Origin of the sequence: Streptomyces sp. NPDC058751, assembly GCF_042746485.1 — a bacterium.
Classification (GTDB): Bacteria; Actinomycetota; Actinomycetes; order Streptomycetales; family Streptomycetaceae; genus Streptomyces.
In genome coordinates, this window is record NZ_JBHYPZ010000013.1 from 50,183 (window position 1) to 70,572 (window position 20,390).

Here is a 20,390-nt window from a genome sequence, read left to right on the forward strand (position 1 = left end):
GAAGGCCCGCACTCCGTGGAGCCGGAGGAGGAGCGGGTCCGAGGGCGTAGCCGGCCCTCGGACCCTGAGATGCCGCCATGTCGCACGCCGGCACGCTTGAGAACCCAGGTCAGTCGTTATGTCGCCGCGTCCTGCCTTTGGACCACCACGCATCGAGCTGCGCGGGCTGGACTTGAACCAGCATTTCGGCGTACTGGGGCCTGGGCCCGGTCGATCCGGCGATCGGCGGCGAATGCTGAGTCTGGAGCAATAGTCTGAGATTGATCGCGGTCTGCCTCTGCCGGACTTGGGCTACCGCGGCGCGTGGGCACTCCCTCGGCGGGAGTGCCCTTTGGTGCCGCGGGGAGGATTTGAACCTCCACTGGAACCGCGCATTCACGACAAGCCTCAGGTTCAGCTTGCGCTCCTCGCGCACCCCGGCCGCGATGCGTCGTGGCCGGGGAGTTTCAGAGGCTACCCCTGTGCGAACAGGTAGCCGAAAACAGCGTCGCCGACGCGCTGGTCGACGACGTCGGTGCCGTTGGCCTCCTCGCGGGCGAACTTGACCGCCTGCTGCAGCTTCTCGACGCGGTCGAGGATTTCCCTCACGCGCCGCGCGGGCAGGGCGCCGGAGAACTTGACGGTCGTCCAGTAACCGACGGGGATGTCCTCGTAGTACACCTCGACCTGGGCCGGGTGCTTCTCGGTGGCCTCCGCCTTGACGTGGTTCCGCGGGACCTTCTTCGTACGGAGGGTCCGCACCGGCTCGGTCTTCCAGGCGTCCGTGGACGGGTCGTGCACCCAGGACTCGGAGGCGTCGAGGACGGGCAGCTTCCTGACGAAGGTGTTGAGATCGGTGAGCTGCTTCTCCAGGAAGAGCAGATAGGACACCGGCGCCTCGGCGACGAGCACGCGCCCGTCCACCACCACGTCCGCCCTCGCCGTGCAGTTGGCCCAGTCCTTGGTGGCGGTCACGTCGAACAGCCGCGTAAGGGTCGCCGCGGTGTCCCGCAGCACGTCCTCGGCCTGCACCTGGACCCGGGTCGACTCGGGCGGCAGCTGCTCGCCCTCCTCGTCCTTCGGCTGGTACGTCCGCGAGATGCCGGCGAGCAACGCGGGCTTCTGCAGACCGTGATGAGCAGCCGTCAGGTCCTGATGGGACTTGGACTTGATGCCCTTCTCCACTGCGATGATCTGATTGAGTTTCGCCACGTCGGTGACCGTAGCAGTGTCGGCGTGGATCACTCGAGGCATTTTCGCCGGGCCGAGGACGGCACCCCCGTGTCCGTCCGTCCCGTGCGACGCGCCCCGACGCTAATGGAGGTGCGCGGGACCGCCCCGGACCCGCATCATCGGCAGGTTGTCCCTCACCCGTCGGCCCACCCCCAGGGAGCCCCCATGGTCCAGCGCGTCACCGTCCCCAGCCTCTTCGCACCGCCCGTCTACGCGCACGCGTCCGTCGTCGAGGCGGGGACGAGACTGGCCTTCCTCGCCGGGTCCGTGCCGCTCGACGCCGACGGGAACCTGGTCGGCGCGGGCGATCCCGTACGCCAGGCCGAGCAGGTGCTGGCGAACCTCGACGAACAACTGCGCGCCGTGGGCAGCGACATGGCCCACGTCGTGTCGACCGACGTGTACGTCGTCAGCAGTGAGACCGCGGTGCTGTCCGCGGTCTGGAACGTCGTCGAGGCCTCGGGGCTGAGCATCGGCCCGCACTCCTCGACCCTGCTCGGCGTGGCCTGCCTCGGGTACACCGGGCAGCTCGTGGAGATCACCGCGACCGCCGTCGTGCCCGGGGCCGAAGCGGTGGCCGGGAACGGGTCCGACCGCGTCTGACGCCCGCGGGGCCCCTACGGGGAGCGCGTCGCCAGTCCCGCGGACTCCGCCGCCGCGAGCAGGACCCGCCTCAGCATCTCCGGCGTGAGCCGCCCGGTGAAGGTGTTCCGCTGGCTGACGTGGAAGCACCCGAACAACTCGACGGAAGCGGGACCGGAGGCGGACCCGGACGAGGGGCCGGGAGCGGCGCCGGCGACCGCGCCGGTGCCCGGGGCGTCCGGCCGCTGCCGCCTTACGAGCGTCACCCGCGCCCCGTGCGCGAACGCGGGACGCGGCCGGGGCACCGCCCACCCTGCCTCCGCGAGGGCCGGCAGGGCGGCCTGCCAGCCGAAGGCCCCGAGGACGACCACCGTGCGCAGCGTGGGCCGCAGCAGCCCGAGTTCCCTGACGAGCCAGGGCCTGCAGGTGTCGCGCTCCTCGGGCGTCGGCTTGTTGGCGGGTGGCGCGCAGTGCACCGGCGAGGTGACGCGGACCCCGTACAGCTCCAGTCCGTCGTCCGCGCTCACCGAGGTGCCCTGCGAGGCGAGCCCGATGTCGTGCAGCGCCGCGTACAGCACGTCACCCGACCGGTCTCCGGTGAACATCCGCCCGGTCCGGTTGCCGCCGTGCGCGGCGGGGGCGAGCCCGACGACGAGGAGGGACGCGTCGGGCGGCCCGAACCCGGGCACCGGACGCCCCCAGTACGTCTGGCCGGCGAAGGCGGCGCGCCCGGTGGCGGCCACCTCCTCGCGCCACGCGACGAGCCGCGGACAGGCCCGGCAGCCGGCGATCCGCGCGTCGAGCACGGTGAGACCGTCGGAGCGGGCCGCGTCTTCCGCCGGAGCGCTGCTGTGCACGTCACCACCGTACGACCGGTCCGCCCCGCGCTCCGCCGCCCGGCGCTCCCCGCCCCACTTCCGGCCGACCGCTACGTCATCTCCGCCCCGAGCGCCAGGAACCCGCAGATCAGCAGGAAGAGGAGGGCGAGGAGGGGCCAGACGAAGCGGAGGTACTTGTCGTAGCCGACCTTGGCGAGGGCGACGCCTCCGATGGTGACGGCGGTGGTGGGGACCCAGAGGTTCATCCAGCCGCTGGCGGCCTGCCAGGCGGTCACGACGACGGCGCGGGAGACGCCCGCGAAGTCGGCGAGCGGGGCGAGGATCGGCATGGCGAGGGTCGCGTGGCCCGAGGTGGAGGGGATGAGGAAGGCCAGCGGCAGGTTCACGATGAAGACGATGATCGCGAAGAGGCTGGAGGACGTGCCCTCCACGACGCCCTCGATGGAGTGCAGGACCGTGTCGGTGATCTTCGAGTTGTTCATGATCACGGTGACTCCGCGGGCCAGCACGATCACCAGCGCGGGAGAGATGAAGTCGGCGGCGCCCTGGACGATCGTCGCGCTCAGCCTCTGCTCGCCCATCCGGGCCACCACCCCGACGAGCACCGCCGCGCACAGGAACAGTGCCGCCAGCTCCGGGAAGGACCAGCCGAGCTCGAAGCCGTACGGCCGCGCGTCCGCCTCGCCGGTGAGCGCGCTGGACCACGGCACGACAGAGAAGATCATGAAGGCGAAGACGAGCGCCGTGGTGACCAGGACCGCCTTGTGCAGACCGGTCAGCTCGGGAACCTCTCCGGCCGCTTCCCGGGCGTGCTCGCGGTCCCCCGGCAGGAACCCGGTGATCGAGCGGTCGGGACTCCGCTGCACCCGGCGCGCGTACCGGACGACGTACCCGATCGTGACCGCCGTCAGCACGATCCACATCACGAACCGCAGCACGATGCCGTCACCGAGCGAGATGCCGGCGGCGGACGAGGCGACGCCCGTCGCGAACGGGTTCACCGTCGAGCACAGCACCCCGATCCCGGCGCCGAGGATGATCGTGCCGACCGCCACCATCCGGTCGTAGCCGAGCGCCAGCATCAACGGCACGATCAGCCCGTAGAACCCGAGCGTCTCCTCGGCGAAGCCCTCCACCGAGCCGAGCACCGAGAACACCAGCATGATGCCCGCGATGAGCAGCGCCCCGCGCGTGCGCAGCCGGTGGGCGAGGAGGCCGATGCCCCGGTCGAGCGCGCCCGTCGCGAACACCACCGTGATGAACGCCCCGATGGCGAGCACGAAGAGGAACACGCCCGCGCTGCCGTACAGTTCGCCGGCGAAGTCGGGACCGACCTGCGCTGTCTTCTCGTCGAGGATTCCGTAGAGGCCGTTGACGGGCGAGAGGAAGAGGTCGTTGAGGCGGTCGACGAAGCTCTGGTCCGAGTCGACGCGGTGGTACGTGCCCTGGATCGGCCTGCCCTCGGGCGTGCGGTCGTACTCCCCTGCCGGGATCAGGAACGCCAGCGCCCACACGGCGACCGTGACGATCGCGAGGACGGTCAGCGCGCTCGGGAACGTGAACCCGCGCCGAGGTTCTTCGCTGCCGGGTGCCTCCGTGCCGGTCGGGGCGGTCACCGGACCGTCCCGTCCCCGCTCACGCGCCCTCCCCCGCTCCCGGGCGGAATCCGGCCGCGTACTCCCGTACGAAGGCGCACATCGCCACCACCGTGTTGCGCAGCTCCGAGAAGAGGACGCGCTCGTTGGGGGCGTGCAGGTTGCACATGCTGTCCTGCGCCCCGAAGAGCAGCACCTCGGCTTCGGGCACGGCGCGTGCGAGCCCGTTGACCAGCGGGATCGAACCTCCGGTCGCGATGTACGACGGCTCCTCGCCCCAGGCCTCGCGCAGCGCGGTGAGCGCGGCCCGGTAGGCGGGGCCGCCGGTCGAGGCCCTGTAGCCGGGGCCCGTGTCGCCCGGTGTGACGGTGAGCGGGACGCCGAGGGGCCGCAGTGAGCGCAGGTGGTCGACCAGCGCGGTCTGCGCCTCCTTCGCGTCCTGGCGCGGGTGGAAGCGGAGGTTGAGCTTGGCACGCGCGTACGGGACGACGGCGGAGGCCGCGTGTTCGACGCTCGGCGCGTCCAGGCCGGTCACCGTGATCGCGGGCCCGCTCCACAGCCGCTCGCCGAGACTCCCGCTGCCGATCAGCGGGACCCCGTCCCTGACACCGGCGAGTTCACGGAACTCGTCCTCGGTGTACGTCGTCCCCCTCCACTCCTCACGCCGCAGCCCCGCCACCGCCACGTCGCCCTCCACGTCGTGCAGCGTGGACAGGGCGTTCAGCAGCACGACCAGGGCGTCCGGCGCGGCACCGCCGAACTCCCCGCTGTGCCGGGGCTCGTCGAGGGTGCGCACCTCGACGACGACCTCGGCCGCACCCCGCAGCGCGGTGGTCAGGGTGGGACTGCCGGGGCGGAGATTGCCCAGGTCGGCGATGACCATCGCGTCGCACGAGAACCGCTCGGGATCGCTCTGCGGATAGTCGTCGAAAGTGCTGCCGTACTCCTCCTGCCCCTCGAAAACGATCTTCACCCCGACCGGCGGCCGCCCCTCGTAGGCCCGGAGCATCCCGAGGTGAGCGATCACGTTGGACTTGTCGTCCGCGATCCCGCGGGCCCGGAGACCGCCCTCGACGGGCGTCGGCTCGAAGGGCGGCGACAGCCACAGCCTCTCGTCGCCGGGCGGCTGCACGTCGTAGTGCGAGTAGAGCAGGACGGTCGGCGCGTCCGGGTCCGGCGGCGGGATCTCTCCGAAGATCACGGGGGCGGTCCCGGGGAGCTCGATGCTCTCCACGCGCTCCACTCCGGCGTCCCGCAGCATGCCGACGAGGAGGTCGTGGGCCTCGCGCACCGGCTCGGGCGGGAAGCCGGGGAACGCGACGGAGGGAATGGCCGCGAGGCGTTCCAGATCGGCGCGGAGGCCGTCCATCAACGTGTCGACCTTCGCTGCTGTCTCCACCCTCGGACCCCTCTCCTGCTCCCCGGACGGCTTCACCGACAGCCTCCGCCCGCCCCGGGGGCGACGCATCCGGTGTGGTCCGTGCGACGGAAAAGGCATGCGGTGCGCCGGGCCGAGGGCATTAGAGTCGGGTCATGGCTTCTCAGCGTGCTGACGGGGAGATGACGGGCGCGGGCACCGGAGGCGGACGCTGCGCGGACGACCGCAAGGCCGCCCCGGCCGGCTCACGGACCGGCTCCAGGCCCTCTTCCGGAGCCGGCTCCGGAACCGACTCCGGGACGGCTTCCGCGGGCAACTCCGGGAGCGGTGCCCGCAACGATTCCGGAACGGCTTCCGGGCCCGGCTCCCGGGCCGGGTCCGAGGCCGCAGCCGCAGTCGCAGATGCAGATGCTTCCGCGACCGCCGCCGTCAGGGCCGCCGTCGCCGCCGGGCCCGCCGGCGGCGAGAGCGTGCGGGTCGACGCCTGGATCTGGTCCGTCCGTCTCGTCAAGACCCGCTCGATCGGCGCCACGGCCTGCAAGGGCGGTCATGTTCGAGTCAACGGGGAGCGGGTCAAGCCCGCGTACTCGGTCCGCGTCGGCGACGAGGTCCGCGTGTGGCACGAGGGCCGCGAGCGGGTCGTCGTCGTGAAGCGCGTGATCCGCAAGCGGGTCGGCGCACCCGTCGCCGCCGAGTGCTACGTCGACAACAGCCCGCCGCCCCCGCCGCGCGAGGCCGTGGCTCCGGCAGGTGTCCGGGACCGGGGCGCGGGACGCCCGACCAAGCGGGACCGCCGCGAGCTGGAACGCCTGCGGGGAATGCAGACGGGTTCGTCCGGCCCCGTCCGGACGTCGGGCCCCGCCACGGGACAGACCGGCTCCACCAGGTCCCCGGGCACGACCGGGCCCAAGGGCTCCTCCCGCCACTGAACCGAACCCCTTCCCGCGCCCCGGGAACTCATCGGTGCCGAACGGAGGTCCGTCCCGCCTCCCCCGGCGCTCACCCCTTCACGGCCCTCACCCATATCCCGTCGTCCGTCAGATACCGGTCGACCTTGAGCCCCGCTTCCATCAGCGCCTCCTCGAAAGCGTCCTTCGTCAAAGGGCGGGACAGGAACGTCTGGGTCCAGGTTGCGTCCGGGAAAACGTACTCCGCGCGCACCGAGGCGACCCCGTCCCCGACCGGTTCGGCGGACAGGATGCGCACGACGAATCCGGACGGGTCGACGCGCTCCCGGGGCACATCGGTGTGGTAGTTCTCGCCCTCGCGCTGGATCAGCACGCAACCGCCGTCCGCTACATGGCGGGCGCAGGTGTCCAGGAGCGCCCGCCGCACCCGGACGTCCCCGGCGTGCACGAGGAACGACGCCAGCAGCACGACGTCGAACGTCTCGCCGAGGTCGAGGTCCTCGATGCTGCCGCGTATCCGGCGTGCCCCTCGGACGTGCTCCAGCATCTCGGCGGACTCGTCCACCGCCGTGACGGTGAAACCGAGCTCCAGGAGCGGGTGGGTCATCCGGCCAACCCCGCTGCCCAGTTCCAGGATGTGCGCGGAGGCCGGAACGGCGGCGGCGATGACGTCCGGTTCGGTTCCCACGGGCAGACGGGTGTAGAGCTCGACCGCGCAGCCGTCCGGTGTGATGGCACCCGGCCCCGTGCCCTCGTGTCCTTTACGCATTTCGATCCTCATACCCGCCCAACGGACAGCCTCCGTAGGCCCGTTCCCCTCTCCGGTCGCCCGTTCGAGTGATTCGTTCGGGGGTACCCGTCCAGGTCAGGGCCCCGGCGGGACGGACCGCGGCGCGGACCGGCCCCGCCGGACGCCGTCCGGCCGCTCTCCCATGGAGCTGGCCGCTCCCCTCTTGGAGAACGTGCGCCGCGAAGAGTACGTTTCCCATAGGAGTGGTGATCCTGATGCGTACGGGCAATGAACCGATGACAGCGCGCAGTGCCCTGCGGATGCGCTTCTGGCTGAGCCTCTGGGGCCTGGCCTGGGCCGTCTTCGGGACGGTCGCGTTCATCCTGGTGGGGCGGCCTGGCTGGGCGGCCGCGTGCGCCGCGCTGTGGCTGGTCGTCACGGTCGACATGAGCATGATCCTCCGGCACATCAGACAGGGCCCGCACTACCAGCCGGGCCGTGACGTGCCGCCGTACGAGCCCGTGGACGAGCGGCGCGCGTACCGTCCGCCGGAGCGCCGCAGGCCGTCGGGGCCGGCACACCTCTGAAGCCCGGCCGCCGAGGCCGTCACGCCTTGGGATCCGGCCGTCGGCGGCCGTCACATCCCCGGAACGGCGGTGCGACCGCGCTACGCGTCGAACCGCGCCGCCCGCAGATACTGCGGCTTCGGATCGAGCGCGGCCGCCAGTCTGAAGTGCCGCTTCGCCTGCTCGGGGCGCCGCTGGCGCTCGTAGGTCCGGGCGAGCGCGAAGTGCGCGAACGCGTTGTCCGGCTCGCGCTCCAGGACGATCGTGAACTCCAGCTCGGCGGGCCGCAGTTGTGCGGCGGCGAAGAAGGCACGCGCGCGCAGCAACCGGGCCGCGGTGTTCTCCGGGTGGGCGGCGATGACGGGATCGAGCAGCTTCACCGCACCCCGGGGGTCGCGCGCGGCGAGCAGCTGCTCGGCGGCGCGGAAGTCGATGACGTGCGTCTCGGGAGTCCGTCCGATCGATCCGCTGGTCTCGGGCACGGCAGAGTCCTTCCCTCGCTGCAAGGGTTCAACGCCCCTTCGAAGGGGCGCTATTCCTGGGACGGACGGGCCCTGTGCGCGAGATCGGCCCATACGTCCGCTACGCGCCGCTCCAGTGCGTCCAGGGGCACGTCGTTGTCGATGACGATGTCCGCGACCGCCAGCCGCTTGTCGCGCGAGGCCTGCGCGGCCATGCGGGCGCGGGCGTCCTCCTCGGTCATGCCGCGCAGGCGGACGAGGCGGTCGAGCTGGGTCTCGGGGCGAACGTCGACGACGACCACGAGGTCGTACAGCGCGGCCAGGCCGTTCTCGGTGAGCAGGGGCACGTCGTGGACGACCACGGCGTCCTTCGGCGCGGCCTCCTCCAGTGCGCGCGAGCGAGCACCGACCAAGGGGTGCACGACCGCGTTCAGGACGGCGAGCTTCTGCGGGTCGGTGAAGACGATCGAGCCGAGCTTCGGCCTGTCCAGACCGCCGTCCGGAGCGAGGACGTCCTCGCCGAAGGCGTCGACGACCGCCGCCAGCCCGGGAGTTCCGGGCGCGACGACCTCCCGCGCGATCCGGTCCGCGTCGATCAGCACCGCGCCGTGCGCGACGAGCAGCCGTGACACCTCGCTCTTGCCGGCGCCGATACCACCGGTCAGGCCCACCTTCAGCATGCCTCGCAGCTTAGGCCCTGCCACTGACGGACCCCCGGCCGGGAGCCCGGAAAAGGAGCCCGGGCCCGGGAGGAGGGGGTCAGCCCTCGCCCTCGCGTTCCGCCAGGAACCGCTCGAACTCCTGGCCGATCTCGTCCGCCGAGGGGATGTCCACCGGCTCCGCGAGCATGTTGCCGCGGGTCTCGGCGCCCGCGGCGGCGTCGTACTGGTGCTCCAGGCCCTGGACCAGGGCGACGAGTTCCTCGTCGCCCTCCTGGATCTGGCGGTCGATCTCGGTCTGCGTGCGGTGCGCCTCGGTCCGCAGGGAGTGCGCGACCCCGGGGAGCACCAGGCCGGTCGCGGCCGTGATCGACTCCAGGACGGTCAGCGCCGCGTCCGGGTACGGGGAGCGCGCGATGTAGTGGGGCACGTGGGCGGCGACACCGAGGACGTCGTGGCCGGCCTGCGCGAGGCGGTACTCGATGAGCGACTCGGCGCTTCCGGGGACCTGCGCCTCGTCGAAGGGGCTGCGGTGGCCGGGAACCAGGTCGGTGCGGTTGCCGTGCGGGGTGAGGCCCACCGGGCGGGTGTGCGGGACGCCCATGGGGATGCCGTGGAAGTTCACGCAGAGGCGTACCCCGAGCCGTTCCACTATCTGCTGGACGGCGGCGGCGAAACGCTCCCACTCGGTGTCCGGCTCGGGGCCCGACAGCAGCAGGAAGGGCGCGCCGGTGGCGTCCTGCACGAGCCGTACCTCGAGCGTCGGCTCCTCGTAGTCGGCCCAGCGGTCGCGCTTGAACGTCAGCAGCGGACGGCGGGCGCGGTAGTCCACGAGCCGGTCGTGGTCGAAACGGGCCACGACCTGGTGGGGCAGTGAGTCGAGCACCCGGTCGACGATCTGCTCGCCGGTTTCGCCCGCGTCGATGTATCCGTCGAAGTGGTAGAGCATGACAAGACCGGCCGATTCCTGGGCGAGCGCCATGTCGACCACGGCCAGGCCCTTCGGCTCCCATGCGTACAAACCCTGCGGATCAAGCACTGTGACCGCTCCTCCTCGTGTTCGTAGTCCACAACGTGGCGTGGAGCACGGACATTCCCGCCCCGGGCCCATTCCCGCCCCGCACCGGGACCGAACAGCGGGACGGACCCGCGCGGCGAAACGGACCGGCACGGCGAGGCCCGCACAGCGAGGTGGGCACAGCGAGGTGGGCACAGCAAAGCGGGCCCGCACCGAATCGGTGCGGGCCCGCTTCTCTCAGCTACTTGCTAGCGGTGAGCTTTCAGCTCTGGCCGCCGGCGAGCTTCTCGCGGAGGGCGGCGAGCGCCTCGTCCGACGCCAGGGCGCCGGAGTTGTCGTCCGACTCCGAGGAGTACGAACCGCCACCGGAGGCGGCAGGAGCCGCGCTCGCGGAGGTGGCACCCTCGGCCTCGGCCTGCGCGTCGGCCTCGCGGGACTTGATGACCTGAGCCTGGTGCTGCTCGAAGCGCTGCTGCGCCTCGGCGTACTGGTTCTCCCACACCTCGCGCTGAGCCTCGAAGCCCTCGAGCCAGTCGTTGGTCTCGGGGTCGAAGCCCTCGGGGTAGATGTAGTTGCCCTGGTCGTCGTACGACGCGGCCATGCCGTACAGGGTCGGGTCGAACTCGACCGAGGCCGGGTCGGCACCGAAGGACTCGTTGGCCTGCTTCAGCGAGAGGCTGATGCGACGACGCTCGAGGTCGATGTCGATGACCTTGACGAAGATCTCGTCGTTGACCTGGACGACCTGCTCCGGGATCTCCACGTGGCGCTCGGCCAGCTCGGAGATGTGGACCAGACCCTCGATGCCCTCGTCCACGCGGACGAACGCACCGAACGGAACGAGCTTGGTGACCTTACCCGGGACGACCTGACCGATCTGGTGCGTACGGGCGAACTGCTGCCACGGGTCTTCCTGCGTCGCCTTGAGCGACAGGGAGACGCGCTCGCGGTCCATGTCGACGTCGAGGACCTCGACGGTGACTTCCTGGCCGACCTCGACAACCTCGGAGGGGTGGTCGATGTGCTTCCAGGAGAGCTCGGAGACGTGCACCAGACCGTCGACGCCACCCAGGTCCACGAAGGCACCGAAGTTGACGATCGAGGAGACGACGCCGGAGCGGACCTGACCCTTCTGGAGGGTCGTGAGGAACGTCTGGCGGACCTCGGACTGGGTCTGCTCCAGCCAGGCGCGGCGGGACAGGACCACGTTGTTGCGGTTCTTGTCCAGCTCGATGATCTTGGCCTCGAGCTCCTTGCCCACGTAGGGCTGGAGGTCGCGGACACGACGCATCTCGACGAGGGAAGCCGGCAGGAAGCCACGGAGGCCGATGTCGAGGATGAGACCACCCTTGACGACCTCGATGACGGTGCCGGTGACGATGCCGTCCTCTTCCTTGATCTTCTCGATGGTGCCCCAGGCGCGCTCGTACTGGGCGCGCTTCTTCGAGAGGATCAGGCGGCCTTCCTTGTCCTCCTTCTGGAGAACCAGGGCCTCGATCTCGTCGCCGACCTTGACGACCTCGTTCGGGTCGACGTCGTGCTTGATCGAGAGCTCGCGGCTCGGGATGACACCTTCGGTCTTGTAACCGATGTCGAGCAGGACCTCGTCCCGGTCGACCTTCACGATGACGCCGTCGACGATGTCGCCGTCGTTGAAGTACTTGATCGTCTCGTCGATCGCGGCGAGGAAGGCTTCCTCGTTACCGATGTCGTTGACCGCAACCTGCGGGGTGGTGGCGGTGGTCTCGGTGCTGCTCGTCATGTGGGAAAGGGCTCCGGTACGGACAGTGAGTCGTAGGTACTGCTTACGCCGGGAGCCCGTTTCGCCCTGTAGAAGCCGGACAGCCAAGGAAGCGCCCGTTCCGGCCAAGCCGGGGAGGCGCCTCGAGAACCGAGGGGACATACATACAGATGCGAGCACAGCCTGCTATGTCTGAGGAGCGCAGGCCCGCAGCGCAACTTGTAGCATACGGGGGCAGCCGGGCAGGGTCAATGCGCGAAGGCGCACACCCGGGGCGGATCGCCGCAATCCCGGCACAAGACCTGTCTCACAAGGCCACGCGGGCAGTAGGACGCCCCTGTCGTGACACGCCCGAGACGGGTTGGACGGAAGAGTACGACGAGGGAGCCGATCATCCAAGAGCCCGAACCGTTCGAACCGGAAGCCACCCGGCGTGATGCGGATCTCATCGAGAGTTCCCGGGCGAATCGGGGCTGGTGGGACCGGAACGCGGACGACTACCAGATCGAGCACGGCACGTTCCTCGGCGACGACCGCTTCGTGTGGTGCCCCGAGGGTCTCGACGAGGTGGAGGCCGAGCTGCTGGGCCCCGCGGAGGACCTCAAGGACAAGGACGTCCTGGAGATCGGCGCCGGCGCGGCCCAGTGCTCCCGCTGGCTGGCCGGACAGGGCGCGCGTCCGGTCGCCCTGGACCTCTCCCACCGCCAGCTCCAGCACGCGCTGCGCATCGGCGGCCCCGTGCCCCTCGTGGAGGCGGACGCGAGCGCGCTGCCGTTCGCGGACGGCTCCTTCGACCTCGCGTGCTCCGCGTACGGCGCGCTGCCCTTCGTCGCCGACCCGGTGCTGGTGCTGAGGGAGGTCCACCGGGTCCTGCGCCCCGGCGGCCGTTTCGTCTTCTCCGTCACGCACCCGGTCCGCTGGGCGTTCCCCGACGAGCCGGGCCCCGAGGGTCTGTCGGTGTCCGCGTCCTACTTCGACCGCACCCCGTACGTGGAGCAGGACGAGGAGGGCCGCGCGGTCTACGTCGAGCACCACAGGACGCTCGGCGACCGGGTGCGCGACGTGGTGGCCGGCGGCTTCCGCCTCGTCGACGTGGTCGAGCCCGAGTGGCCCGCCTGGAACACCCAGGAGTGGGGCGGCTGGTCCCCGCTGCGCGGGAACCTCATTCCGGGCACGGCGATCTTCGTCTGCGACCGGGACTGATCCACACCCGTCCGGCGCTCGTACGAGACTGGGGCCGTGATCCGTTACGAAGCCCTGGACGCGCTGCCCGTGCGCGGCGCCCTGCCCGCCGTGGACGACGCCCTGGAGGGGCACGGCGCCGCGGTGCTGGTGGCACCGCCCGGCACCGGCAAGACGACGCTGGTGCCGCTCGCCCTGGCCGGTCTCCTGGACGGCGGGCGTCCGGCGCGCCGGGTGGTGGTGGCCGAGCCGCGCCGGATCGCGGCCCGGGCGGCCGCCCGGCGGATGGCCTGGCTGCTGGGCGAGCAGGTCGGGGAGAGCGTCGGCTTCACGGTGCGCGGGGAACGGGTCGTCGGCCCACGCGCGCGCGTGGAGGTCGTCACGACCGGTGTCCTGCTCCAGCGGCTGCAGCGTGACCAGGAGCTCGCGGGCGTCGACGTGGTCGTGCTCGACGAGTGCCACGAGCGGCACCTGGACGCCGACACGGTGGCGGCGTTCCTGCTGGACGTGCGGGCCGCGCTCCGTCCGGAACTGCGGCTCCTCGCCGCGTCCGCGACGACGGACGCGGAGGGCTGGGCCCGGCTGCTGGGCGACGCGCCGGTCGTCGAGGCGGAGGGCGTCTCGTATCCGGTCGAGACGGTGTGGGCGCCGCCCGCGCGCCCCGTACGGCCCCCGCACGGGATGCGGGTGGACCCGGCCCTGCTGACGCACGTGGCGTCCACGGTGCGGCGGGCGCTGGCCGAGCACCCGGGTGACGTCCTGTGCTTCCTTCCCGGGGTCGGGGAGATCGCCAAGGTGGCCGGGCAGCTCGGCGGTGTCGGGGACGTCGACGTCCTTCAGGTGCACGGACGGGCTCCGGCGGCCGTGCAGGACGCGGTGCTCACGGCCGGTGCGCGGCGCCGGGTGGTCCTGGCGACCTCGGTGGCCGAGTCGTCGCTGACGGTTCCGGGGGTGCGGCTGGTCGTGGACTCGGGGCTCGCGCGGGAGCCGCGGGTGGACCACGCGCGCGGGCTGAGCGCCCTGGCGACCGTACGGGCCTCGCAGGCGGCCGGACGGCAGCGGGCGGGGCGGGCCGGCCGTGAGGCGCCGGGCACGGTCTACCGCTGCTGGTCGGAGGCGGAGGACGGCCGTCTGACGCGGTTCCCGGATCCCGAGATCAAGGTGGCCGACCTGACGGCGTTCGCGCTCCAGGCGGCCTGCTGGGGCGATCCCGGGGCGACGGGTCTCGCCCTGCTGGATCCACCGCCGGGCGGGGCGATGGCGGCGGCGCGTGCCGTCCTGTCGGCCGTGGGCGCGGTGGACGCCGCGGGGCGGGCCACTGAACGCGGTGTGCGCATGTCCCGGCTGGGCCTGCACCCCCGGCTGGCGCGGGCCCTGCTGGACGCGGCCCCGCTGGTGGGGGCGGCTCGGGCCGCCGAGGTGGTGGCCCTGCTGAGCGAGGAGCCGCCGCGCGAGTACGGCGACGACCTGGCCGTGGCCTGGCGCGCCGCCCGGCGCGGCGGTGACGCCTACGCGGCCCGCTGGCGCACCGAGTCCCGCCGCCTCCGAGCGTCGGTGGCCGGCCTCGTGGACGCCCCCGCCTCCGCGCCCGGCCCGTCCCCGGCCTCCGCACCCGTTCCCGGGGACGACCGCTCCGTGGGGCTCGTCGCCGCGCTCGCGTTCCCCGAACGTGTCGCGCACCTGCGGGGCGGCTCCCACCTCATGGTGGGCGGGACCCGTGCCGACGCCGGCGAGGGTTCCGTCCTGCGCGGTGCTCCCTGGCTCGCGGTCGCCGTCGCCGACCGTCCCGTCGGCAGGGGGCACGCGCGCGTGCGGCTCGCGGCGGTGGTCGACGAGCCGACGGCACGGCGGGCCGCCGCCGGCCTGTACGGCGAGGGCGACGAGGTGCACTGGGCCGGGGGCGACGTCGTCGCCCGGCGGGTGGAGCGGCTGGGGGCGGTGGAGCTGGCCGTGCGGCCGTTGCGGGACGCGGACCCCGGGCTCGTACGGGAGGCGCTGCTCGAAGGACTGCGGGAGGAGGGCTTCGGACTGCTGCGGTGGCCGCCGGACGCCGAGGTGCTGCGCCGGCGGCTCGCGTTCCTGCGGCTGCGGCTCGGCGACCCGTGGCCCGACGTCTCCGAAGAGGCCCTCCACGCGCGCGTGGACGAGTGGCTGGAGCCCGAGCTGAGCCGCGCCCGGCGACGGGCGGACCTGGCGCGGATCGACGCCGGGCAGGCTCTGGCCCGGCTGCTGCCGTGGGCCACGGGGGAGGCCGCCCGGCTCGACGAGCTCGCGCCGGAGCGGATCGAGGTGCCGAGCGGGTCGAGGATCCGCGTCGACTACGCCGACCCGGCGCAGCCGGTGCTCGCCGTCAAGCTGCAGGAGATGTTCGGGCTGCACGCCTCACCCGCCGTCGCCGGCGTGCCCGTACTCGTGCATCTGCTGTCTCCCGCGGGCCGGCCGGCCGCGGTGACCGCCGATCTCGCGTCGTTCTGGAAGGACGGCTACAAGGGCGTGCGGGCGGAGCTGCGCGGCCGCTACCCCAAGCACCCGTGGCCCGAGGACCCGGCGACCGCCGAGCCGACGCGGTACACGAACGCGCGGCTCAGACGCTGACGGGCCGGGGATCGGCGGCCGGGGCGGGTGCGGGTCCGCCGGGCCTGCGGCCGCGGGCCTCCAGGTACAGGGAGAGCGACAGCAGGGCCGCGCCGAGGAGCAGGAAGCCCCAGGGGAGGTAGGAGGTCATCGTCAGGACGAGGGTGCGGTTGGACCTGACGAGGTCGACGGTGTGCCGGATGTAGTCCTCGCGCATCTTCACGTCCCCGGAGAAGGCGGTCACCTTGTCCCGGCCGCCCAGGAGCGTTCCGCCGCGCAGTTCCTCCTTGTGGGTCTCCTCGCCGTAGACGGGTGCTCCGGTGACCGGCTCGACCCAGAACCTGCGGACGGTGGTGTACCAGCGGGTGGTGCCGGTCTCGGCGAGGGACTCGGGGGTGACGCCCTGGACGGGCATGGTCCTGGGGAACTTCACCTTCGTCCAGGGGACGGTCTGCTCGAAGTAGTAGACCTCGACTCCCCGGAACTTCCTGGTGCCCTCGTAGTGGATGGGCGCCGAGGTGCGGGTCTGGGCGTCGAAGTACTCGTAGTCCCTCTTCTCGGTCCCGAAGGGCCATTTGAACTCGATGCCCCGGCGGGTGACGGGGTCGCCGTCGACGGACTCGCCCGTGGCGTGGACGGGTTCCTGGCTGTGCGCGTCGAAGATGTAGCGCTCGGGGAGCTTGGAGACCATCTTCCCGTCGGGCCCCTGGACGTAGGACAGGGAGTCCCAGACGACGACGTCACGGCCCGCGGTCCGCTCGATCCTCTCGGATGCCTCGACGTCGCCCTTGAGGGTCTGGACGACGGTGACCTTGGAGACCTTCCTGGCCTTCATGGTGCCGTAGTCGAGGAGGGTCGCGTCCTTCGCCTCCAGGACCATGTCCTGGTACTGGCCCGCGGGGACCTTGGCCAGGCGCGGGAAGGCGTACCAGCGCAGCAGCGGGGACAGCGCCGCGAAGAACACGGCGAGCGCGAGCAGGATCAGGCTTGCCTTGCGGCGCATCTCGACGGCCCTCCCGGTGCGTGCGTCAGGGGTGCTTGGGGACGGTGGTGAGCAGCGGCTTCGGCGAGGTGTGTCCGGCCGACGAGCCCATGGCCGTGACGGTCAGGACCAGCGCGAGTGCCGCGGCGAGACCGGTCGCGACGGCGATGAGGGCACGCATGCGGGCCTCCCGGGCCAGGAACTGATACAGCGTCAGGTCCGGCACCGTAGCAACGGCCGGGCGAGATGAAAACACGTCGTGCGCACAACGGATCAGGGCGCCCCCTCGGCGTGAGCCGGGAGGGCGCCCTGGAGGCGTGCGGGACCGCGCGGCGGCGGCTCCGTCCTAGGAAGCGGCGGGAGATGCCTCGGGAGAGGCGGTGGGGGTCGGGGTGGCGGTGGGCGCGGCGGCCACCGTCAGTTCCACGGTCAGGGTCGCCCCGCCCGTGGTGGTGACGCGGAGCAGGAAGGTGCCGGTGGTGTCGTCGGCGTACAGCTTCGGCAGCTTGAGCAGGCCGTCCGCGTCGGTGGTCAGGGCGGCCAGGGTGCGTACGGGCTTGCCGTCCGCGTCCTTGAAGTAGGGGCCTTTGTCGTTCTCCGTGGCGTCGCCGGAGGACTTGACCAGGGTCGCGGTGGCGGCGACCCTGCCCGCCGCGGCGCCCTTGTAGGTGGCCTTCACCTCGACCTGGTCGGCGAACTCGCCGCCCGCCACGCAGGTCTGCGCGGCGCTGCCGGTGCGGGCCAGGGCGTCGGCCTGGCGCGCGGTGACGCTCGCCGTGTAGTCGAGGCCGGCCATGACGCGGCCCACGACGGTGACGCGGACGGTGAAGTCGCCCGTCTTCTCGCCCGCCACGAGCGCGGGGGCGGTGGCCATGCCGAGTTTGTCGGTCACCAGCGTGGCGACACTCTCGCCGCCGGCGAAGGCGGCGTCGGTGTCGCCGAGGATGGTGAACCGCACCCGGACCTTGGCCACGGGCTTGTCGGCGTCGTCCTCGGTCCGCACGGTGATCTTCCGCGCGAACGTGTCCCCGGCACTCGCCGTGAGCTTCCCGGTTCCCGCGTTCTCCAGGTGGTCCACCGTCTCGGTGGGCGTCTGCGGGGTGGCGGGCGGACTCGTCGGGGGCTGCGTGGACGGCGGGGGCGAAGAGGGGGGAGGCGTCGGCTTCGGCGCGGGAGGCGTCGGGGCGGGGCCGCCCGGCGAGGGAGGCCCGGAGGGAGCGGGAGGGGTCGGGCTCGGCGAGACCGGCTCGTCGCTGTGGTGCGAGGGCAGCGTGCCGGTGCCGTCCGGCACCTCGTGCGTGCCCTTGCGGTAGTACTCCAGCCACGACAGGACGGTGTTGAGGTACTCCGTCGAGTTGTTGTAGCTCAGGATCGACGCGTTCATCTGCGACTGGACCGACATGTCGTGGTCGAAGCGGCACAGGTAGTGCCCCGCGGCCAGTGCCGCGTCGTAGATGTTGTTGGGGTCCTTCCTGCCGTCGCCGTTGCCGTCGCGGCCCGCCCACGCCCAGGTGGAGGGGATGAACTGCATGGGACCGACCGCGCGGTCGTAGGTGGTGTCGCCGTCGAACGCGCCGTTGTCGGTGTCCTTGATGTTGGCGAATCCGTAGCCGTTCAGGACCGGGCCGAGGATGGGCGACAGGGTGGTGCCGCTCGCGTCGACACGGCCGCCGCGGGCCTGGCCCGACTCGACCTTGCCGATGGCGGCCAGCAGCTGCCAGGGCAGGTTGCAGGTCGGCTTGGACTCGCGCAGCGACGCCTCGGCCTGCTTGTAGGCGGCCAGCACGGTCGCGGGGATGCCCGCCTCGGCGGCGCCCGTGGCGGCGGGCGTGTCGCTTCCCGTGGTCGGCGCGGGGTTGGGGCTCTGCAGCGGCGGAAGGTCCGTGAAGTAGCGCCCGTTGCCGGTCGCGGTGCCGCTCTCGTCCGTGTCACCGGTGCCCAGGCCGAGGTCGGCTCCCGCCGACTGCCGGCCGTGGTCGTCGCTGACCGCTCCCGGCCCCTGGGAGGCGGACAGAGCCGCGACCGCGAGCGCGGCCACAGCGGTGGTTGCCGCGCCCTTGCGCAGTCTCCTGCCGAATTGCGCCGCCATCGAGTGAACCCCTCCTACGGACGACCGGTGTGACCCGTCGTCGCCCCTCAGTCCTGCGCTGCCGCTGTCCCGGCCCGTGCTCCCCGCACGGCACCCCAAGCGACCCTACGACAACTTCCGTCGCCCAGGGACCTGTTCGCGCCCGGTATTCACCGGTTGGCCGGGTACCGCCGTCCCGCATACTGGCTTCCGACGATCAAGCTGCCGAGCATAGTCGGTCATCAGGAGACGCAGGGGGACGTTTTGCCCTTCACCCTCAGCCACGCGGCCGCCGTACTGCCCGCGATCCGGGGGGACGGAAACGGCCGCGGCCGACTGGTTCCGGCCGTTCTCGTGGCGGGTTCCTTCGCCCCCGACCTGACCTACTACGCGGCGAGCGCGGTGCCCGGCGCGATGGAGTTCGGCACGTTCACCCACGCGTTCACCGGCGTGCTCACGGTCGATGTGATCATCGCATGGGCGCTGGTGGGTGCCTGGCTGATGCTGCGTGAACCCCTGGTGGCGCTGATGCCCGCGGCGCGGCAGGGACGCACGGCACAACTCCTGCGCTGTGGAGCCGCACGCGAGCCGGTGCGCGCGCCGGTCGTCCTCCGCTGGTACGTCTCCGCCGTGCTCGGCGCGCTGACGCATGTCGTGTGGGACGCGTTCACCCATCACGACCGGTGGGGCGTACGGCTCTTCCCCGTCCTCGGGCACGACTTCGCGGGCTCGCCGCTCTACTGGTACGTCCAGTACGGCAGTTCGGCGGTCGCGGCCGCCGTCATCGCGGTCTTCGTGGTGCTCGCTGTGCGCCGCGCGCCGGACGGCCCCGCCGTCGCGGTGCCCGTCCTGTCCACCACCGACCGGTGGCTCGCCGCCACGGTGGTCGGCGGCCTCGCGCTGGCCGCCGCGGTGCAGCGGGCGGTGCGCTGGTGGGCCTACTGGAAGCCCGTCGCGAAGCCGTGGGAGCTCATTCCGACGCTGTGCTTCGGCGGGGGCGCCGGACTGGTCCTCGGCCTCTTCCTGTACGTCCTCGCGGTCAGGATCTGGCGTCCCGCTCCGGCTCGTCCCGGCCCCGCGGCGGCGCGTACGGAGCCGAGCCGCCCCGCCGCCCGCTGACCGTCCTGCCCGCGGCCAGACTCCGGAGCAGCCCGCGCCCCTGGCCCAGGCCCCGGTGCACGGCCCGGGCGACCCGCTCGACGACGCGGGCACCGTACGGCGTCGTCGGATGGTCGTACGAAAGGACGACGACCCGGTAACTGCGGGCCGGGCCGGTGAAGGAACCGATGCCGTGGACCCGCCCGCCGTTCGCGGCCCGGGGCAGCCTGCCGGTCGAGATGTGCACCCCCGTGGCACGCGACAGACCGGGGAACGCACCGGGACGACGGCCCTCACGAAGCCTCGCGAACACCCGCAGGCGGCACGCTCCGGCCCTCAGGAAAGCGCGGACCCCGGCGACCACCGCCGGCCACCGCGGCAACCGGTCGGCGGCCGTGGTGCGGGCCCGGCCGCGCCCCCCGTCGTCGCGCACCGACACCAGGACCGTCCCCGGGCGGGCGGACAGCGCCGCCCGCAGATCGCGGGACAGCCGGGCCTCGAAATCCTCGTCGCCACGAGAACCGCCGGATCCCGGGAGCTGCGCGGTACCCGCTCCGGCCGCGACCGCGGGCACCGGGGCCAGCAGCACCGGGACGACGGCCGCGGCAACCGTCGCGGTCGCGACCACCACGGTCGTGGCCATGACCGTACGGCGGTGCAGCGTGCGTATACCCATGCCCGCATCCTTACGCCACCCTCCGGCCCGGGGCGCCCTGTGGGAGCCACGCGAGTGACACCCCGCGGACGGACACCCCGGCCCCCGCGCGGCTGAGACGCCCGGGGGCCGCGTGCCCCGC

At 72.3% G+C, this 20,390-nt stretch carries 19 protein-coding genes; 6 read left to right on the forward strand and 13 right to left on the reverse strand.

Annotation, left to right across the window (positions count from 1 at the left end):
* Positions 1-453: 453 nt before the first annotated feature.
* Complete coding sequence (locus ACFW6B_RS14730; RefSeq protein WP_386595764.1) at positions 454-1,191, reverse strand: hypothetical protein; 738 nt, start codon at positions 1,189-1,191, stop codon at positions 454-456.
* 186 nt (positions 1,192-1,377) lie between these two features.
* Here ACFW6B_RS14730 and ACFW6B_RS14735 point away from each other — a divergent pair, with 186 nt between their 5' ends.
* Complete coding sequence (locus ACFW6B_RS14735; protein WP_386595766.1) at positions 1,378-1,815, forward strand: RidA family protein; 438 nt, start codon at positions 1,378-1,380, stop codon at positions 1,813-1,815.
* Positions 1,816-1,829: 14 nt separating this feature from the next.
* Here ACFW6B_RS14735 and ACFW6B_RS14740 read toward each other — a convergent pair whose 3' ends face one another.
* The 3 genes from ACFW6B_RS14740 to ACFW6B_RS14750 all read right to left on the reverse strand — a co-directional run bounded on the left by ACFW6B_RS14740 (position 1,830) and on the right by ACFW6B_RS14750 (position 5,627).
* Positions 1,830-2,651: a uracil-DNA glycosylase gene (locus tag ACFW6B_RS14740; protein WP_386595768.1), complete on the reverse strand. Its 822-nt coding sequence runs from the start codon at positions 2,649-2,651 to the stop codon at positions 1,830-1,832.
* 71 nt (positions 2,652-2,722) lie between these two features.
* Positions 2,723-4,249, reverse strand: coding sequence for a YfcC family protein (locus ACFW6B_RS14745; protein WP_386595770.1), 1,527 nt, complete (start codon positions 4,247-4,249; stop codon positions 2,723-2,725).
* A 19-nt stretch (positions 4,250-4,268) separates the two neighbouring features.
* Positions 4,269-5,627 carry a M20/M25/M40 family metallo-hydrolase gene (locus tag ACFW6B_RS14750; RefSeq protein ID WP_386595772.1) on the reverse strand — a complete coding sequence of 453 codons (1,359 nt, stop codon included), beginning with the start codon at positions 5,625-5,627 and terminating at the stop codon, positions 4,269-4,271.
* Between the two features lie 134 nt (positions 5,628-5,761).
* On the opposite strand from ACFW6B_RS14750, the gene ACFW6B_RS14755 reads away from it, so the two are divergent.
* The gene (locus tag ACFW6B_RS14755; protein WP_386595774.1) at positions 5,762-6,535 is read left to right on the forward strand and encodes an RNA-binding S4 domain-containing protein; all 774 of its coding nucleotides are present in this window, start codon (positions 5,762-5,764) and stop codon (positions 6,533-6,535) included.
* A 70-nt stretch (positions 6,536-6,605) separates the two neighbouring features.
* Here ACFW6B_RS14755 and ACFW6B_RS14760 read toward each other — a convergent pair whose 3' ends face one another.
* Positions 6,606-7,283, reverse strand: coding sequence for a class I SAM-dependent methyltransferase (locus ACFW6B_RS14760; RefSeq protein ID WP_386595776.1), 678 nt, complete (start codon positions 7,281-7,283; stop codon positions 6,606-6,608).
* A gap of 236 nt (positions 7,284-7,519) precedes the next feature.
* Between ACFW6B_RS14760 and ACFW6B_RS14765 the strand changes: the two genes are divergently transcribed.
* On the forward strand, positions 7,520-7,831 hold the full coding sequence (locus tag ACFW6B_RS14765; protein ID WP_386595778.1) for a DUF6343 family protein: 312 nt from the start codon (positions 7,520-7,522) through the stop codon (positions 7,829-7,831).
* 80 nt (positions 7,832-7,911) lie between these two features.
* Here ACFW6B_RS14765 and ACFW6B_RS14770 read toward each other — a convergent pair whose 3' ends face one another.
* The 4 genes from ACFW6B_RS14770 to rpsA form a co-directional block, all read right to left on the reverse strand.
* Positions 7,912-8,292 carry a tetratricopeptide repeat protein gene (locus ACFW6B_RS14770; RefSeq protein ID WP_386595780.1) on the reverse strand — a complete coding sequence of 127 codons (381 nt, stop codon included), beginning with the start codon at positions 8,290-8,292 and terminating at the stop codon, positions 7,912-7,914.
* A 50-nt stretch (positions 8,293-8,342) separates the two neighbouring features.
* Positions 8,343-8,951, reverse strand: a complete 609-nt coding sequence (coaE, locus tag ACFW6B_RS14775) for a dephospho-CoA kinase (RefSeq protein ID WP_386595782.1) — start codon at positions 8,949-8,951, stop codon at positions 8,343-8,345.
* 79 nt (positions 8,952-9,030) lie between these two features.
* On the reverse strand, positions 9,031-9,969 hold the full coding sequence (locus tag ACFW6B_RS14780; RefSeq protein WP_386595784.1) for a PAC2 family protein: 939 nt from the start codon (positions 9,967-9,969) through the stop codon (positions 9,031-9,033).
* A gap of 241 nt (positions 9,970-10,210) precedes the next feature.
* A complete protein-coding gene (rpsA, locus tag ACFW6B_RS14785) occupies positions 10,211-11,710 on the reverse strand; it encodes a 30S ribosomal protein S1 (protein ID WP_103549901.1) in 1,500 nt (499 codons plus the stop codon).
* A gap of 321 nt (positions 11,711-12,031) precedes the next feature.
* On the opposite strand from rpsA, the gene ACFW6B_RS14790 reads away from it, so the two are divergent.
* Both ACFW6B_RS14790 and hrpB read left to right on the forward strand, forming a co-directional pair.
* Positions 12,032-12,892 (forward strand): class I SAM-dependent methyltransferase, encoded by an 861-nt coding sequence (locus tag ACFW6B_RS14790; RefSeq protein WP_151474067.1) that lies wholly within the window; start codon positions 12,032-12,034, stop codon positions 12,890-12,892.
* A 36-nt stretch (positions 12,893-12,928) separates the two neighbouring features.
* On the forward strand, positions 12,929-15,466 hold the full coding sequence (gene hrpB, locus ACFW6B_RS14795) for an ATP-dependent helicase HrpB (protein ID WP_386595786.1): 2,538 nt from the start codon (positions 12,929-12,931) through the stop codon (positions 15,464-15,466).
* On the opposite strand, the gene ACFW6B_RS14800 is transcribed toward hrpB, so the two are convergent.
* From ACFW6B_RS14800 to ACFW6B_RS14810, 3 genes are all read right to left on the reverse strand, one after another.
* Entirely contained in the window at positions 15,456-16,448 is a 993-nt protein-coding gene (locus tag ACFW6B_RS14800) for a DUF3068 domain-containing protein (protein WP_386595788.1), read from the reverse strand. The genes hrpB and ACFW6B_RS14800 overlap by 11 nt on opposite strands.
* A 25-nt stretch (positions 16,449-16,473) precedes the next feature.
* Positions 16,474-16,608 carry an SPW_0924 family protein gene (locus tag ACFW6B_RS14805; protein ID WP_386595790.1) on the reverse strand — a complete coding sequence of 45 codons (135 nt, stop codon included), beginning with the start codon at positions 16,606-16,608 and terminating at the stop codon, positions 16,474-16,476.
* Between the two features lie 165 nt (positions 16,609-16,773).
* Positions 16,774-18,516 carry a lytic transglycosylase domain-containing protein gene (locus ACFW6B_RS14810; RefSeq protein ID WP_386595792.1) on the reverse strand — a complete coding sequence of 581 codons (1,743 nt, stop codon included), beginning with the start codon at positions 18,514-18,516 and terminating at the stop codon, positions 16,774-16,776.
* A 243-nt stretch (positions 18,517-18,759) separates the two neighbouring features.
* On the opposite strand from ACFW6B_RS14810, the gene ACFW6B_RS14815 reads away from it, so the two are divergent.
* Entirely contained in the window at positions 18,760-19,614 is an 855-nt protein-coding gene (locus ACFW6B_RS14815; protein ID WP_386595793.1) for a DUF4184 family protein, read from the forward strand.
* Here the strand turns inward: ACFW6B_RS14815 and ACFW6B_RS14820 are convergent.
* Complete coding sequence (locus ACFW6B_RS14820) at positions 19,535-20,269, reverse strand: hypothetical protein (protein ID WP_386595795.1); 735 nt, start codon at positions 20,267-20,269, stop codon at positions 19,535-19,537. The genes ACFW6B_RS14815 and ACFW6B_RS14820 overlap by 80 nt on opposite strands.
* Positions 20,270-20,390 lie beyond the last annotated feature (121 nt).

Excerpts from the sequence above, each read along its gene's own strand:
- ACFW6B_RS14765 (WP_386595778.1), top strand. The coding sequence starts at position 7,520 with ATGCGTACGGGCAATGAACCGATGACAGCGCGCAGTGCCCTGCGGATG.
- ACFW6B_RS14820 (WP_386595795.1), bottom strand. The coding sequence starts at position 20,269 with ATGGGTATACGCACGCTGCACCGCCGTACGGTCATGGCCACGACCGTG.
- rpsA (WP_103549901.1), bottom strand. The coding sequence starts at position 11,710 with ATGACGAGCAGCACCGAGACCACCGCCACCACCCCGCAGGTTGCGGTC.
- ACFW6B_RS14805 (WP_386595790.1), bottom strand. The coding sequence starts at position 16,608 with ATGCGTGCCCTCATCGCCGTCGCGACCGGTCTCGCCGCGGCACTCGCG.
- ACFW6B_RS14735 (WP_386595766.1), top strand. The coding sequence starts at position 1,378 with ATGGTCCAGCGCGTCACCGTCCCCAGCCTCTTCGCACCGCCCGTCTAC.
- ACFW6B_RS14755 (WP_386595774.1), top strand. The coding sequence starts at position 5,762 with ATGGCTTCTCAGCGTGCTGACGGGGAGATGACGGGCGCGGGCACCGGA.
- ACFW6B_RS14800 (WP_386595788.1), bottom strand. The coding sequence starts at position 16,448 with ATGCGCCGCAAGGCAAGCCTGATCCTGCTCGCGCTCGCCGTGTTCTTC.
- ACFW6B_RS14760 (WP_386595776.1), bottom strand. The coding sequence starts at position 7,283 with ATGCGTAAAGGACACGAGGGCACGGGGCCGGGTGCCATCACACCGGAC.
- ACFW6B_RS14810 (WP_386595792.1), bottom strand. The coding sequence starts at position 18,516 with ATGGCGGCGCAATTCGGCAGGAGACTGCGCAAGGGCGCGGCAACCACC.
- coaE (WP_386595782.1), bottom strand. The coding sequence starts at position 8,951 with ATGCTGAAGGTGGGCCTGACCGGTGGTATCGGCGCCGGCAAGAGCGAG.